The organism is Hirschia litorea, from assembly GCF_042665075.1.
Taxonomy (GTDB): Bacteria; Pseudomonadota; Alphaproteobacteria; order Caulobacterales; family Hyphomonadaceae; genus Hirschia; species Hirschia litorea.
The window spans coordinates 234,199-250,202 of record NZ_JBHTBR010000009.1; the positions used below are offsets into that span (position 1 = coordinate 234,199).

Here is a 16,004-nt window from a genome sequence, read left to right on the forward strand (position 1 = left end):
CTTTTTAGATGAACATTAAACAGCGCCTATCAGAGAAATAATGATGGGCGCTGTTTCTCTATTCAAAGTCTTTTTCAGGAAATGGAGGCATGACATGCCCAAAAACGTCCTCGCTTTTATGCAGATAATTGCGCTGAGTTTGCTTGCGTCTTGTGTGCCCATGTTTGAGGTCGCGGAGCCAAAAAAACCGCTTAATGTGGTTGTGCTTCTCGTTGATGATTTGGGGTGGAAAGATGTTGGATATATGGGGTCTCAATTTTATGAAACGCCTCATATAGATGCACTGGCCAAACAGGGTATGCGCTTTACGCAAGCTTATTCTTCTCATCCAGTTTGTTCACCGTCGCGGGCGGCGTTTATAACGGGCAAAGATCCGGTGCGCTTACAAATTACAGATTGGATCCCCGGATATACTAAAGCCAAATCTCCCATTTTGAAGACACCTCCAATTCGAAATGAATTGGCTTTAGAAGAAGTCACATTGGCTGAAGTGTTTAAGGCTTCAGGATATAAAACCTTATTCACTGGCAAATGGCATTTAGGAGAGGGGGAGGCGTTTTGGCCGGAGCATCAGGGGTTTGATGTCAATATTGGCGGAATTGATCGAGGAGCTCCACCTGGAGGCTATTTTTCTCCGTATAAAAACCCACGCTTACGCGATGGACCAGAGGGCGAGTTTCTAACACAACGTTTAGGGCAGGAGACAATTGGTTTTATTGAGGAAAATTCCGAAAACCCATTCCTTGTTTATCACTCTTTTTATTCAGTCCACACACCTATCCAAGCTGACCCAAAACGGATTGAACATTATCAGGATAAGGCACAGAAAAATGACCTTAATTTTGAGCTAGAATCGGTTGGTAGATATAATGGTACGAGTCGTTCCCAACAAAATGACCCTGCTTATGCCAGTATGGTGAGTGCAGTTGATGATGTGGTGGGAGAGATTGTTGCTACGCTTGAGCGATTAGAGATTTTAGAAAATACGATCATCGTATTTGCATCTGATAATGGTGGATTATCAACGGGCATTGAAACAAGTAAGCGAAGACCAACCGCAAATTTGCCTTTAAAAGCTGGAAAAGGGTGGCTCTATGAAGGCGGAATTCGCACGCCTTTATTTATCGTCTCGCCGACGCAAATTGAAGCGGGAAGTTCATCCCAAGCCATTATAAGATCGGTGGATATTTTGCCAACTCTGGTGGGCATGGCGCAGGCAAGAAATGGGCTGCCTGAAAAGGTGGATGGACAAGATTTTACGGCTCATTTGCAGGGAGGTGATGGACCTGAATTAGAGGCGTATATTTGGTATTTTCCGCACTATCACGCTGCAGGCTGGAGACCGGGATATGCTGTGCGAAGCGGCAAGTGGAAGATGATAAATCATATGGAAACAAAAGAAATTGAGTTATTTGATCTGGAAGCTGATCCATATGAGACGAGCAATATCGCTACGGAAAACCCTGAATTAATAGAGAAAATGCAGCTTTTATTTGATGCATGGAGAGCTGATACAGGGGCGATTTTGCCTCAACCTTCATAAGCGTGACGCACAAAAAAAGAGCAAGTTGATGATACAACTTGCTCTTTAGCTTTTACGATACAGGGCCTGAAATTAGGTTTCTATGCCTGCAACTTTTCCGTCTGCTGTGATCGTGACCGGCCAACCTGCAAATTGTGATTTTTCAGGTGGGTCATTGATATCAATCAAGAATTTATAGGAATCTATCGCGAAGGATTTGTCTTTCTGGTTGATCGTGATCAAACCAAATCCACTACCTTTTTGATGCGCGACTTGATAGCGGTTCTTCATTGATTCCGCTTCGGGATATCCGACGGCATAGACATAGACCAGATTGCCAAAGCCATCTTTGTATTTACCAGTATTGGGAAGGCCGTGGGCAGGGCGGTCTGTGTGGGGGTAGCCCACTTCTTCAGGACGCCAGAAACGTGGATACCCTGCGGAAATAGCCGGCGTACAGAAGGACCAAGTGCTGTCACGTTGTTCCTTGACACCATATTGAACAAGTGAGGTGAGGTGTTGGTCTCCATTGACGTGGAGACATTGAGTTGGGCGTATAATGTCAATTGCACGATTGCGCGGAGTTTGAGGCCAACCACCTGAATCCAAATCGCCTTTTAGGTACATGCCTAAGCCGTTATTGTCAGGCCCGTGATGGGTGGCTGTATTGGCAAATAGCGTTTGACTGAGCAGCACTTTAACGCTGTGACCGCGCCAATCATCTCGCCAGACAGTCAAGAAATGCTCTTGGCGTTCACCGAGTAATTCAAGACCTTCAACATCGAGTGTGCTGGTGTCAAAATTGTCATCAGGCACATGGTCTGCGCGGCCTTCGCCTGTGTCTACGTGTTCTGGTCCGCTTTTAAATTGGCGGTCTCCAAGGATTGCAAAACCTACATCACCATAGACCATATCGCCATAATACACGCTCATATTACGCTTGGCGGGTGTGGGGTCGAAAAAGTCAGGATGGTGGGCTGTGGTGGACCTGTGGACGGCATTCACCATCTTCACTGGCTCGATATACCCCCCGCGTTCAGAGGAGGCCATTTTGTCGGTTTTGTCGCCCTTCATATCAGCGCCGCCTTCGCCCCAATAATTGCCTTGGAAGACATCATGATCATCAGGAATACAAAGGGTTGGGGCGTTGCGCATGACCTCTCTAAAGGCCCAACCATGCTGATAATATTTACGTAAATAATTCAAGATGGCGAGGTCTGCTGGTTCGCGGATAAGGCCAAAACCACCATGATTTTCATAGATTTGGTCACCGGAGAAAAAGACTAAATCAGGGTTTAGAGCGGCGACATTTTTCGCAACAGGTTCATACGGAAAACCATAATCTTTTTGGCAGGTTAGCGCGGCGAGACGCAATGGGCGGCCTTTAGGTTCGGCTTGGATGATGCCGCCCCATTCATGGGGTGTTTGGGTGCCGTCATTATTTTGCATTTGGTAGACAGCGCGGTAGGAATATTCCTTGGAGCTATCCCAATTGGGGATGCGGAAAACGGCTGTCCACGCATCTGTATCAAGTTGCGCTGTGGCGATTGATGTCCATGCGCCGTCGCGTTTGATTTGTAACTCTATGTCTTTACTGTCTTTTTCGCCCATGGGTGCTGTTAGCACGCTCATTTTAAAGACTTTACCTTCAGCCGTGCGTGAATCACTAATGGCATACATGGACCACAAGATTGGGCCAAAGGCGCGTTCTGGTTTGACTGTAAAAGCAGGGCCATCGACGCTCCACTTTTCAAAGGCATAGCGCACATCGCTTGCCTTTTTGCCATTGGCAAAATTGTGTACAAGCGCAACATTTCCAAGCAAATCATCGGATGTAACATCATGGCTAACTTGGCCTAAAATGTCACCATTAGCTGCTTCTGCTGTGAGGGTGAGGGTGGTCTGCTTACCCTTTGGTGTGCTTGTGATAGCAAGGTGGATTGTCTCTTCTGAGGGAGAGGTTTTTAGCTGCGCACTGGTTGACCCTAGTGTGAGTGTGCTTTGGTGAATACCTGCTATAATTCCGTTATTTGCAAAGGCATTTGCGCGATAATCATTAATGTCGCTGCGCACCCCAAGACGGAAACCGGCACCACCATCCAACTTTCCAGAGGTGAGGCGTTTTACGCTTGCGCGCATTTCAAACCCGCCCAAAGGGTTAGATAATTGGTGTGTGATGAGTTGGATGTTTCGTGCTGCGCCAGAGGTACGCGTGCGGGCAGAGCCATCCTTTATGATCCAATCTTCCATCGGGTTGGCCCACATTTCTCCACCCACGAAAATGCGATCTTGAGCTTTGTCCCATTGGGTTGAAAACTTCGTCTCAGTATTGGCGGCAGCTGTGGGAGAAGTTGTGGATTGGCAGCCAGAAAGCACAGCGATTGCCGCGCCAGACTTCAAAATTGTGCGTCTTGTGGTGGAAGGTTTGTCTACCATTTTAATGCCTCTTAGCTCGTTTCGAGCTCCCCTAATTAAAAATCTCGCACGGCTATGGCTCTTACAAGCTCGTTTTGACGCGCATTTTTTATATTATCATATTAAATGTCTTGGACATGACGTAATGTCAATCTAAGCAACCTATTTCAATAGAGTTTTAGTGCCAAACCCTATTTTGAGCAGCTGAATATAGCATATGTAGGTTGCTTCGACTCTAATTATATGTTTATTTAAACCTGTTTTAGAGACTAAACTTGCTTTTGCTTAAACGATATAAATCAATAAATTCGTAAAGCATTTCAATCTTAAAGTTAGTTTTTCTTATATAAAACAATTAGGTAAAGCCGAACGGCACGGCTTTTGTGGAGGGCAGATGTGTTGCGGATATGCATCACATTTGTATTATTATAACGAATGCGGCTTTTACCCGAACAGGGAAGAGCAGCATAGGCATAATAATTTAAATTAAGTTCAGCAGCTTGCTGCGGACGGGGAGACGACAATGAAAAAAACTATGGCGAATGCCAAGAAAAGTTCCAAGCTAAATCTATTCGGGTTTGCGTCAGCAATGGTCCTTGCGGGGGTGATTCATCCAACCGCATTTGCACAAGAAGCTGATACTCTTTCAACTTCGCGCGAAGTTGAGGAATCCACCCAGCCTAAAACGCTCGATACGATTGTTGTAACGGGCTATAAACAATCTCTTGAAAACGCGCTGAATTCGAAACGTAACTCTGGGAATGTTACTGACGCGATTGCAGCGGAAGACATTGGGAAATCCACAGACCAAAACATTGCTGAAGCATTGCAGCGTGTGACTGGTATTTCCATCTCCCGCGTGGACGGTGAGGGAACATCTATTGTTGCACGTGGTGTTAGCGCGGATTTCAACAATATTACATTGAACGGTGTATCACTCACCAGTAGCGGAAACAGCCAAGGCGTCGATCTAAGCCAGTTTTCAGCGGATGTATTGGCAGGTATTCAGGTTATCAAAACACCGAGTGCTGACCATGATGAAGGAAGCCTTGGGGCCTCTATTCAATTGAATGGATTTAAGCCGCTTGATGCAAAAAAAGACCGTCGTGTCCTTGAAGTTCAAAGCCGTTATTCACCTTTTGCAGATGACAATGACATAAGCCTGCATGATGTGTTTGGCGGAGACAGAAAATTCAGTCTTTCACTATCTGAGAAATTTCTTGATGACCGTCTTGGTGTTGCATTGGTTGCATCTTCTGAAACACAAACAACGCGTCAAGATATCTATGATGTAAACAGCTTTCCAATTGCGAACTTACCAACGGGTGCAACAAATATTGAAACTGGTGAAGTAATCACCGAGTTTGATTATGGAAATGGACTCGAGCCGATCAAAGCGATCACACGTAATGGTGTGTTTTACGAAACGAAAATTGCTGAACGCGACCGTGATACGATCACAGGTACGTTACAATTTCAGCCCGATGCGACACTTGATATCCAAGTGGACCTGACATGGTCTGAGCAGACAGTGAACAATGATAATTTCCGTTTCAATGTTCTGACGAACAGAAATAACCGCGCCACGGCAACAGATGCATTGGCTGGAAATCTGCTTTTTGATCCAAATTCTTATACACTCATTCGCGATGTAAATACGGCTGAAGATGTTCGTCAGAACAATAGAAACCGTCCATTTCCGGTGCAATTTCTGGATATAAAAGATGAGACCACGAATGAGAATTTCGTTTTCTCTGGAACGGTAGAAAAAGAGGTTGGTGATTGGACATTCACTTTGCGGGGTGGACAATCAAAAACGACATCATCACTGGGTGATAACTTATTTGTACGCTTCAGTAGTGACAACTCAAATGCTGGTCGTCGTAATGGGTTGGTTTCAGGTTATGACTGTCAGCCAAACCCTGAAATTTGTTCGATTGTGCTCACGGATGGATTTGCCGATGATCCTACAAACTTCCTTTTCCACGCCGCTGCAATCCGCGAAAGAGAAATTGAGGATACAGCATCTTCACTCTATTTCGATGTTGACTGGGATCACAGTTTTGGACCGATTGCAGGTTTTGAAGCTGGTTTTAAATGGTCTAGCCAAGAAAAAGAGGGCGATGCCACAAATCTTGGTTTAAACAATTTTGAAACCGCTGGTGTGTTGCGCGCAAATGGACAATCACTTGCAGATTTCCTTGGAGAAGGCAGAACGCCAGGCGATTATGGTAAAGAATTTGGCCTAAAGCGCGATTCAATTACGGACGGGTTCTTCCGTGTTGATGGTGAGCTGGTTCTTGAAGAATTGGAACGTCGCGGCGCTGAGGGTTTGTTGAAAATCCAGCAAGACTTGAACAATACACGCGCGATCAAAAACGATGTATTAGGTGGATATCTAAAAGCTAATATTGATACCTTTAATGGTCGCCTAACGGGTGATGTTGGCTTGCGTGTCGTGCAAACTGAAGTGGAGGCCTCTGGGTTTTCTGGATTTAGATTTGCAAATGGGAGCTTTGTGACACGCGAAGAGAATATCGCGTTTTATGGAAGTGCTGAAGCTGCATTGGCTGCATTGGGCCGCGATACCATTGGGGCAAATGTGACGGCTGAAGCGCCGACGCCAATTGACCCAGAGCCTTTTGCTGTGTCTGGAACGCACGAATATACAAATGTTCTGCCAAGCATGAACCTAAACTATATGGCATCTGACGATATCATTTTACGCTTTGCTGCATCCCAAACAATTGCACGCCCGCGTATTGATGATTTGAAACCTGGCTTCATCATCACAGAAGATATCTTCAACCCTAATTCACGCGGAAGTTTTGGTTCCACACAATTGGACCCATATAAATCAACCAATCTTGATTTATCCTTTGAGTGGTATTTCCAAAAATCATCATTGCTATCTTTCACCTTGTTCAACAAGGACTTCACAGACTTTGCTGAAACAACGTCTTATCAGTCTTACTATGCTGATTTCCGTGAAGAATTTTACAATATAGACGGCAGCATCAAAGAGAATGTGTCTTTCTCTACAGACATTGCTGGCGTGTTATTACCGCTATCTGGCGGCGCGAATACACCAGGTTGTTTCCCTAACCGTGAACAAGACATGGCGGTGACTGTGGGAGATGAAGGGTGTGATGTTTTGATCGTCACCCAATCAAGAAACGGACAAGGTGGTTATGTGCGCGGACTGGAAACGTCCTTCCAGCACAATTTTGATTACCTGCCGGGACTTTTAAGCGGAATGGGTGTGCAAGCAAACTATACGTATTCAGATAGTGCAGTGGATGAAGAAGTTGATGATGCGGGCAATGTGTTATTCCCCGGTACGCCACTGGATGGCACATCAAAGCACACATTCAACACAACAGTGTTTTATGAAAAAGATGGTGTGTTGCTACGTCTGGCCTATAACAACCGCTCTGACTATCTAATCAATCGCTCTACAAACCAGAATAACTTAGAGTGGATTGAAGGATTTGATACGCTTGATATGTCTGCATCATGGGACATTACCGACCGTATCTCTTTGAACTTCCAAGGTCAGAACCTCACCGACACTGTGACACGCACTTATACCTCTATCGGGCAAAATAGCGGGTCACCAATTCCAGCAGAGTCAACATCAATCGGGGATGCACCAAACTACCGCACAAACCGATTGACCAATACTGGGCCAACTTATCGCCTGGGACTACGTTACCAATTCTAAGCCATTAGATATTGAGACATTTGAAGGGGGCAGGGCCATAAAGGTCTTGCCCCTTTTGCTTGCGCGTTTGCAATTTAGAAGAGGCAGGTTTGGACATGTCCTGCGCCGATGACGAATACAAAAAAAGCGACCACATTTGCATGAGGTCGCTTTTGTTTTGGGAATGACTTTGCTCAAGGTGTGATTTTAAGTCTCAAACACAGGCCAAGAATACCCTGTTATCGTATTGTTTTTAATAGAGTGATTACCAATTGCTTCAAGCTCGAAAGGTGTTTGCGTATGCGCATTTGCATCTTGGTATGGCTCGACGATGATCGTGTTGTTTTCAAAGATCAAATTGCCAACGCGATAGGCATCGACGAAATCACCATGCTCTGTGCGGAAGGTGTTGCCTGTTATCGCGACTGTATCGTGATAGGGTTTTGTCGATGTTTTATCCTCAGCGTCCACGCATATAACCGTGATGAGGGGCTCGCCCTTTTTATTGTAAGAACAATGGTCAAATTCATTATTGCGGATCATGACCTGACTGACCGGCCCCGATTCATACCAGTGATCTACGCCGCCAGATATTCGGATGGCAGCACCTTGTGAGTGAAAATAATTATCCTCTACGAGGACTGTTCCAAAGGTAGATATGAGGATGCCACGTGCGCGGTTTTTGCTGACGCTATTTCCCCGATAAATGAGATTTGCCTGTCGTGAGAGATTGTTGACGACATCTCCCAAAGCTAGATTGGAGGGGAGGTCATGTTCAAACTTGATCGTGAAATATTGCCCGCTGACATATTCTACTTTGCTGATAACTGTTTCCAGATAAACATTTACATTAGTGCCGTCTGCAATTGAGACTTTATCTCCATCACGAAAATTACGCACGCCATATTGCTGGAAGTGTGCAAACTGGCATTTTATCGTTTTAGAATCAATGCGCTCTATGATCTTTCCATATGTTCCGTGAATGTTGAGAGCATCATCAATATGGTTTGAAAAATTGCCATTCTCAACGGTGACAGTACCTGAGCAATTTACAAAATGGGTCGCATCTACACATGTTGAAATATAGCGATTGCCGCTTGGAATGACATGGGAGTTTTGGAGCGTTATATTCTCGCAGGTTTGAGCGATAATGCCCATGCAGCCAGAATGGTGGATGGTTACATTTTTGAATGTGACGTTCTTGCTGTCTTCAAGGAATACGGCAGGGCACATGCGGATTGGGGGCATGAGCGTCAAAACATTACCTAATTTTGGTGGTCTAGGGAGCTTTCCTTGTTTGGAGGACACGCGAAAACGGCGCGGCGAAAGGGCTTCTAATTTGAAACGCGCTCTAACTGCATCAGGGCCACCCGTGCCTATATTTGCAGTGTGATGCATGTATTCGGTTTCACGGCGTTCGCGGTTGAAGTGCATGACGCGTTTGGTTGTAACTTGTTCAAATCCCTCACCTTTAAAGACGAACTCGCCGTCTCGTATTTCATATTGATAAGGCTCCGGCACATCTAATTCTATCCATTTTCCTTGAGGATCAATGGAGGTGACATTTGCTTCAACATGGAATGGGACTTCCCAATCAATGCTTAGATTTGCCAGTGTGATATTGCTGGAGTTGCGGATCAAAAAAGGTGTTATTTGGCCGTGGAAAATGAGGGATGTATTTTGGCCGCGCAGAGTTAGGTTTTTAGCACCATCAATCGGCCCAGCGATGGCGTTTTCAACATCATCATTATTGGAGATGGATAAGACTTCTTTGACGCCGTGGTCAGGCCAGAAATGTAATTCACCAGCGGGTAGAATTATCTCTGATTTATTGTTTTGGATAGCGTCTGCTATGGCAGAGACTAGCGCCTGCGTTGCATCAGCGCGGGGCTTGGTTGGAAACTGTGTCTGACCTGCGTGTTGCGCAGTATGGCTTTGACCTTGGCTTGGTGCACATGCGGTTGCTAAAGCGCTGACCGCCATTGTTGAGATTGAAAATTCCCGTCGATTCATGCTGGCGTCTCCCGCGATATATGCACTTATTATAATTTTATTATATTACAATATAGACGACATATTCGCAGGTGAACAGCTCTACGCACTGAAAAAGTCCACATGATCTATCATTTTGAAATTGAAATATGACATACCAGCTTGAATTAAAAAGGAGCTGGTATGTCGTAAAATATAATGAGTTTGTCAGCGTTATTTTGCGCTGAGGGGTTTTTCCAAATCAATGTCGATAAACCGGAATGAACCGGTTGGAATTTGAATATCTATTTCCCCATTCTCAGATATATCCATCACTTCGCCTGATAAAACATCTGTCATTTTCGTTGGCATTGAGGCTCTAAATTTTACATGGGCGACTTGGGTGTTGGGATTAAGATATCCTCCATCCACAAGCGTTAGACGAAGTTTCTTTTCTTCCATTTGCGCGACAACCCAACCGACATTCCCGGTGACAGTGAGAGGGAGGTGTTCACGCAATGATTCAATATCTGATTTAACCTGCGTGTAATAAGTATTTGCAGCGTATTTTTCAGAGAGGTCTGGTGCGTAATAGTGCTGCCCATCTGTTGGATATTCCTTGAGGATGTTCTTATACATGGGGTGGAGGTGATCGACTAATTTGCCGCGCGGTAAATCCTCATTGCCATATTGAAGCGGGGCCAGCATCACCATGCCATTTGGGTAGGGCGGGATGAAACTATAACGACGCTCTTTAACGTTCGCAGCATAGTTTGAGAAATCCCATTGTGTGACGGGCGCACCCGGCCATGTGCCGTTTAAATGGCTAAACACAAGTGGATTTTCTGCTTCAGCTTGTGCGTCAAAAAAGGTGATCCATTTGACGTTTCCAGCTTCATTTTGCACATATTTATTGGGTGGCATCATGCCAAGATAAACGGGATTTAAACTGACCAATTCTTCGCGCTTGGGCACATATAAGACACCTTTGGCAACTAACTCCCAAAGTAGGCTCATATATTCTTGGTCGACGGGGAAATTGTTTTGATGGGTTGCGCCGCTTGCAATGGCATATATTTGCTGGCGCAAGAAATGATTGGGCACCATTTGATGAGAGTGCTGACGCAGCCGGAAATAACTAGGGTTGTCACGTGCGCTGCGATTTCCCCAATCATTGACCGCACCTGAGGCCCAAATACCTATACGTGCAGCAAGGCTCAAATCCATTGATTTATCTGTGGTTTCTTCCATGGATGGGACAAATACGTCCGCAAATTCACCCGACATGACACGGGTCCAGTAATGGGAATAGATATCGGAAAACCAAAAACCATGTTTTGTGCGCAAATGGATCGTGAAATTCTTTCCCTGCCCATAACTCGCCAATGGATAAATGAGATTATCCATCACAAAGCTGAAATTATCGCTTGGATCTTCTAGCTCTGGATAGATGAGATTTAGGCGTTTTCCATCGACCAAATCTATCAATTTCTTAGCCGTATCCAAGCTAAACATGAAGGGGTCATTGCCGTGTCCGCCCCATGAATTTATCCCGATCTCATCACCTAATTCGGATTTAAATCGCGCTAGGATTTCCGCTTGTGTTGCGTCATATATTTTGCGCTTGTCACGTCTTTTTCTGTATTTTTCATTCTGCATACCGCTTCTATCCCAATCTTCAGCATGGGCAGAAAAAGTGTTGGCAAAGAAAACAGGGGAGGCATAGTTTTCAGATATATTTTTGATAATATCTTCTACGCCCTTACGTGTTTCAGATACAAAATAGACAATTCTGTTCGCGGGGTTTGGGGGGGTGTAGGCGTCTAACTGCGCACGCACTTTGGCAGTGTTTGCAAGAATGGATGCGAGCTTTCCTGGGGGAGATATTGTCTCATATTCCTTGCGCCATTTGGGGTTGGCTGGGTCTATGATATGAATCGCACTGCCGCCACTTTGAACACTTGCGAGTATGAATTTTTTGCTGGTTTCATCTACCCAAATGTCATTGAAAGAATAGCGGCTTTCTAGGGTGATGGTTTTTTGTTTTTTGCTCTCCATCGGCTGAAGAATAAAGCGTGAGCCATAGAGGAAAGCGAGTGTTTTGCCGTCTTTTTCATCTAATATTTGTGGCTGGACGACGCGATAACCAAAGCCATTTTTCTTGGCGATTTTATTCATCGAAATCAGCTTGCTATCACCTGTTTCGATTGAAACTATTGCCGCTTGCGCGCTTTTTTCGGTGCCGGAATTTCCCAGCATAATTTCACGAATACCATCTCCATCTCCATCTGCATCAAATGTGGTGAGGGAGCCGACAACAGAAACCTCGCTGGGGATGATTTTATAAGGCGTATCCGCGAGGGGCTTAAAAAGGTAGAGTGAACCGGTTGCATTATTTTGGTTGATAGCGCCATGCATTACGAGAATATTTTCGTTATTCTCCAATTGCACAGGGCGCAGAAAATTGGCGACATGTGATTTTACTTGTGGGTATTTTTTACCATTCATGCCCCATGATTTTTCAACAGAATAAGATTGTGACGGGATGGTTTTGACACGCTCACCATCTGCATTGAGATAGTAGATGTTTGTATCAAACCCACCCGCAACGACATAGGGTGTATCGCCTGATTTAATCACTGTGACTGACAGCATGGGCGCATCATTAAACTTACGCGACCATAATAATTTCCCTTTTGAATTAAGGGCATAGATATGCCCATCTGCATTCGCAGCAAAACACTCATCGCCCCCATCGCCTGTGATATCATCACACCAGACATCATGATTCATGAAGCCGGAAAGTTTATTCTCCCAAAGCTTTTTTCCGTTGAAATCATATGCCAGTAAAGTGCCTTCAAAGGTGTTGGCGATAATGTATTCACCACCTTGATATGTAGCAGTGCGAACATTCGTGACGGTGTAGCCAGTATCAATGCTATGTATCGCTGAATCCGCGAGGGCCGGCAGGGCAAACACCCCCGCGATTGACGCCGCAATAAAACTCAGCAAACAGGATTTTTTGCGCATAATGTGTCCTACCCCAATGATTATTTATACGCACTGTTTATATTATATTACAATTAACGGCAATATGTAATTCCCATCACAGTCAGTTTTGGCTCTATAGACCCAGCTCTGATAGGCTCGGGTAATTTTGCGGGCGGGCACCCTTGGGAAAGGTGATTTTTCGATCAGATTCTAAAATCTCAAGATCATTTATCGAGGCGTAGCGGTGGGACATAAGGCCATTTTCATCAAACACCCAATTTTCATTTCCATAGGCTCTAAACCAATTGCCAGCATGGTTATGATATTCATAGGCATAGCGCACAGAGATGCGGTTTTCATGGAATGCAAATAGCTCCTTAATGAGCCTATATTCATGCTCAGTTTCCCATTTGTGAGTGAGGAATGAGACGATTTCTTCGCGGCCAGTGACGAAAGTGGCGCGGTTTCTCCACACACTATTTGGGGTGTATGCCATTGAGACTTTGACAGCATCCTGACTGTTCCAGCCATTCTCAGCGAGCCTTACTTTTTCGGTTGCAGATTCATGGGTGAATGGGGGCAAGGGCGGGCGCATAATAGTCTCCATTATTTTGGAAAAAGAGGTGGGGGAGTTAGACTTGAGAAACGACGTCCCAGCTGCCTTTATTGACGACGAAAGGCGATAGCTCGTTAAAGGTCCACCGGAAGGGAAGAGCCTGTTTTCGGCGAACAATCTTGCTGGGTTTGAAAGTCCATAAGCGTTCAGCACCTGCAAATTGTGCAATCTCGGGAGAGTCGAAAACAATTTCGGCTTGTCCGGTCATTTGCAGCATATCCCCCGTCTCATAATCTATGAAATTGAGACCAGCTTTGCCATTGATCAGAATATTTCCCAGCGTATTAAAAAATACGTTTCCAGTGAAATCTGGAATGGTGAGAACACCTTGATCATCAACACGCACAAAGCCGGGTTTGCCGCCACGGTGGGACACGTCAACTTTTTGTATGTTGTCTTGCGTGACATAGGAAGCGACATAAAAAGAGTCTGAGCGCCTGATTAAGTCTATGCTCGATTGATCTAAAACATAAGTTATTTCAGGTGGATGAGGTGATTGAGTGCCTAGCGGACGTGTTAATTCATAGTCTCGATCTTGAATATACTTAGCGCAATTTCCCATTGTTTGCTCGACATGAACATCAAACCCCGATGGCGTGATTGAATCTATGCGACCGTTTATGCGATTGCGGCGACGTGTGTGAAACTCAATGCCAAGCAAGCCGAGACCATCACCGGATTTGAAGTTTTCAAATGCAGGATCTTCGGGGGAAATATGCGCAGCAATGTGCATTCGTGTGGGCGTGGGACAGGAGATGAAACCAATCTCACCTGCCAATACGCTTGCCCATACTTGACCTTCTGCATCGACGCTGCCTGTCATTATATAGGGAAGTTGGGTGTAAAATTCGCTGTGTTGCTCGGGTAAGTGATCACGCAGAACTTTGCGACCGATTAAGTCCATTTTTTCAAGCTTGCCAACACTTGCTTGAAGCGTTTTCTCGCCTTCATGCCAGGGGGAGGCTGTGTCATTTTGCGGGGATTGCGACATGGGAGTTGGCCTTAAAAACGGCCAGCATTGAGAAGAGAAATTTAAGCATCAATGCTGGCAGATCATTGGTTTTATGTAAGTTTTCTTAAACCCACAGACGTTTGGGGGAAGGGTTTAAACCCTGGAAGAGCTTCTATTTTTCCAAGCCACGCATTAATATGAGTGTAGGATGTGAGATCGACATTCCCTTCAGGTGCGCTGAATATGTAGCTGTATAAAGAGACATCCGCGAGGGTGACGTTTGAGCCTGTGATAAACGGTTTATCGGCCAGTTCAGCATCAATCAGTGATAAGATTGCATGCGCGCGGGCGATCACTTCTTCTGGGTCCATCGTGGCATTAAAGAGAGTGATAAGGCGCGCAGCCGCAGGGCCAAATGCAATATGTCCTTGAGCTACACTGAGCCAACGCTGGACATTGGCTGCACCGAGAGCATCTTCAGGAAGCCAATCTATTTTGCCAAGCTTTTTAGCAAGATATACTAAAATAGCATTAGAATCAGAGATGTAGATATCTCCGTCTTCCAAAACAGGCACTTGCCCGAATGTGTTTTTCGCGAGAAATTCGGGTGTTTTATGCGCGCCATTGGCAAGGTCTAGATTGATAATTTCCACCTCTGCACCAATGAGAGAAATGAATAATTCCGCGCGATGTGCGTGGCCTGAAAGCGGGAAGCTGTAGAGTTTGAGTGCCATAAGTCAGATGCCTGTCTATCCGAGGGGTTTGACGATGCACTCCTTGTACTTCATTGCGTTATCTGTATTAATATAATAAAATTGAAATTGATTATTCCATATTACGGAATAATCACGCGGCGAGATGTGTGAGAGCTGAAATGGATAAAATACGCGCCTTTGAAGCTTTTGTCGCTGTTGTGGAGACCCAAGGCTTTGCGTCTGCTGCCCGTCAGCTTCAGGTGAGTGCACCTTCTGTTACCCGCATGGTGGGGGAGTTGGAGGCGGGGTTGGGTGTCATGCTATTGCAGAGGACCACACGTGTTGTCACAGTGACCGATATTGGTCAGCATTATTATGAAGATGCCAAAGATATCTTGGCCAAAGTTCAAGCCTGCGATGATGCTGCCAGAGGTGCTCATAGTGATCCGGCTGGCATGTTGCGTGTGACGGCCTCATCCATGTTTGGGCATATCTATATAGCGCCAATCATCACACAATATCTGGACCGATATGAGAATGTCTCCATTGATGCCTTATTTCTCGATCGTGTCGTGAATTTTAGAGAAGAAGGCATTGATGTTTCCATACGGATTGGAAACTTGCCAGACTCCACCCTTATGGCGACAAGGGTTGGGCATGTGAAATTAATGGTGTGTGGAAGTCCGGCCTATTTTGATAAACATGGCATCCCCAAACAACCCGACGATCTGAAATCACACAAAACGATTGGTCTGACTTTAGGGAGTTTTCAAGCGGGGTGGAAGTTTGCAAATGAGCGTGCTGTCAAACTCGATCATAAGCTGAGTTTCAACACAGTTTCATCAGGCATTGAAGCTGCGAAATCAGACTGGGGCTTAGTGCGCGTCCTGTCTTATCAAGTTGGCCAAGCGATAGAAGATGGTGCACTGATTTCTGTGTTGGATGCTTATCAACCTGCCATTATTCCAATCCATGTAATCCACGGACATGGAGGACGCGCTCCCGCCAAAGTGCGTACATTCGTTGATTTCGCAGTTGAAACCTTGCGCGCTAATCCATTCATCAACCCCTAAGCATCAATGCGTGGCTGTATTCAAGAGACTCATAGCCTTTCAAAGTGAAATATAAGATATTGATTT

At 45.3% G+C, this 16,004-nt stretch carries 9 protein-coding genes; 3 read left to right on the forward strand and 6 right to left on the reverse strand.

The window, feature by feature from the left end:
* Nucleotides 1–94 precede the first annotated feature (94 nt).
* Nucleotides 95–1,543, forward strand: a complete 1,449-nt coding sequence (locus ACFQS8_RS15750; RefSeq protein ID WP_382169165.1) for a sulfatase — start codon at nt 95–97, stop codon at nt 1,541–1,543.
* Between the two features lie 72 nt (nt 1,544–1,615).
* Here ACFQS8_RS15750 and ACFQS8_RS15755 read toward each other — a convergent pair whose 3' ends face one another.
* Complete coding sequence (locus ACFQS8_RS15755; RefSeq protein ID WP_382169167.1) at nt 1,616–3,958, reverse strand: alkaline phosphatase D family protein; 2,343 nt, start codon at nt 3,956–3,958, stop codon at nt 1,616–1,618.
* A gap of 502 nt (nt 3,959–4,460) precedes the next feature.
* Between ACFQS8_RS15755 and ACFQS8_RS15760 the strand changes: the two genes are divergently transcribed.
* Entirely contained in the window at nt 4,461–7,661 is a 3,201-nt protein-coding gene (locus ACFQS8_RS15760; RefSeq protein ID WP_382169169.1) for a TonB-dependent receptor, read from the forward strand.
* Nucleotides 7,662–7,847: 186 nt separating this feature from the next.
* On the opposite strand, the gene ACFQS8_RS15765 is transcribed toward ACFQS8_RS15760, so the two are convergent.
* The 5 genes from ACFQS8_RS15765 to ACFQS8_RS15785 all read right to left on the reverse strand — a co-directional run bounded on the left by ACFQS8_RS15765 (nt 7,848) and on the right by ACFQS8_RS15785 (nt 14,904).
* Nucleotides 7,848–9,653: an alpha-1,3-galactosidase-related protein gene (locus ACFQS8_RS15765; protein ID WP_382169171.1), complete on the reverse strand. Its 1,806-nt coding sequence runs from the start codon at nt 9,651–9,653 to the stop codon at nt 7,848–7,850.
* Between the two features lie 192 nt (nt 9,654–9,845).
* Nucleotides 9,846–12,641 (reverse strand): outer membrane protein assembly factor BamB family protein, encoded by a 2,796-nt coding sequence (locus ACFQS8_RS15770; protein WP_382169173.1) that lies wholly within the window; start codon nt 12,639–12,641, stop codon nt 9,846–9,848.
* Nucleotides 12,642–12,735: 94 nt separating this feature from the next.
* Nucleotides 12,736–13,197 carry a nuclear transport factor 2 family protein gene (locus tag ACFQS8_RS15775; protein ID WP_382169175.1) on the reverse strand — a complete coding sequence of 154 codons (462 nt, stop codon included), beginning with the start codon at nt 13,195–13,197 and terminating at the stop codon, nt 12,736–12,738.
* Between the two features lie 37 nt (nt 13,198–13,234).
* Nucleotides 13,235–14,209 (reverse strand): pyridoxamine 5'-phosphate oxidase family protein, encoded by a 975-nt coding sequence (locus ACFQS8_RS15780; RefSeq protein ID WP_382169177.1) that lies wholly within the window; start codon nt 14,207–14,209, stop codon nt 13,235–13,237.
* 71 nt (nt 14,210–14,280) lie between these two features.
* Complete coding sequence (locus ACFQS8_RS15785; RefSeq protein ID WP_382169179.1) at nt 14,281–14,904, reverse strand: glutathione S-transferase family protein; 624 nt, start codon at nt 14,902–14,904, stop codon at nt 14,281–14,283.
* A 140-nt stretch (nt 14,905–15,044) separates the two neighbouring features.
* Here ACFQS8_RS15785 and ACFQS8_RS15790 point away from each other — a divergent pair, with 140 nt between their 5' ends.
* A complete protein-coding gene (locus ACFQS8_RS15790) occupies nt 15,045–15,938 on the forward strand; it encodes a LysR family transcriptional regulator (RefSeq protein WP_382169181.1) in 894 nt (297 codons plus the stop codon).
* The last annotated feature ends 66 nt before the right edge of the window (nt 15,939–16,004 follow it).

Excerpts from the sequence above, each read along its gene's own strand:
- ACFQS8_RS15790 (WP_382169181.1), top strand. The coding sequence starts at position 15,045 with ATGGATAAAATACGCGCCTTTGAAGCTTTTGTCGCTGTTGTGGAGACC.
- ACFQS8_RS15785 (WP_382169179.1), bottom strand. The coding sequence starts at position 14,904 with ATGGCACTCAAACTCTACAGCTTCCCGCTTTCAGGCCACGCACATCGC.
- ACFQS8_RS15755 (WP_382169167.1), bottom strand. The coding sequence starts at position 3,958 with ATGGTAGACAAACCTTCCACCACAAGACGCACAATTTTGAAGTCTGGC.
- ACFQS8_RS15780 (WP_382169177.1), bottom strand. The coding sequence starts at position 14,209 with ATGTCGCAATCCCCGCAAAATGACACAGCCTCCCCCTGGCATGAAGGC.
- ACFQS8_RS15765 (WP_382169171.1), bottom strand. The coding sequence starts at position 9,653 with ATGAATCGACGGGAATTTTCAATCTCAACAATGGCGGTCAGCGCTTTA.
- ACFQS8_RS15750 (WP_382169165.1), top strand. The coding sequence starts at position 95 with ATGCCCAAAAACGTCCTCGCTTTTATGCAGATAATTGCGCTGAGTTTG.
- ACFQS8_RS15760 (WP_382169169.1), top strand. The coding sequence starts at position 4,461 with ATGAAAAAAACTATGGCGAATGCCAAGAAAAGTTCCAAGCTAAATCTA.
- ACFQS8_RS15770 (WP_382169173.1), bottom strand. The coding sequence starts at position 12,641 with ATGCGCAAAAAATCCTGTTTGCTGAGTTTTATTGCGGCGTCAATCGCG.
- ACFQS8_RS15775 (WP_382169175.1), bottom strand. The coding sequence starts at position 13,197 with ATGCGCCCGCCCTTGCCCCCATTCACCCATGAATCTGCAACCGAAAAA.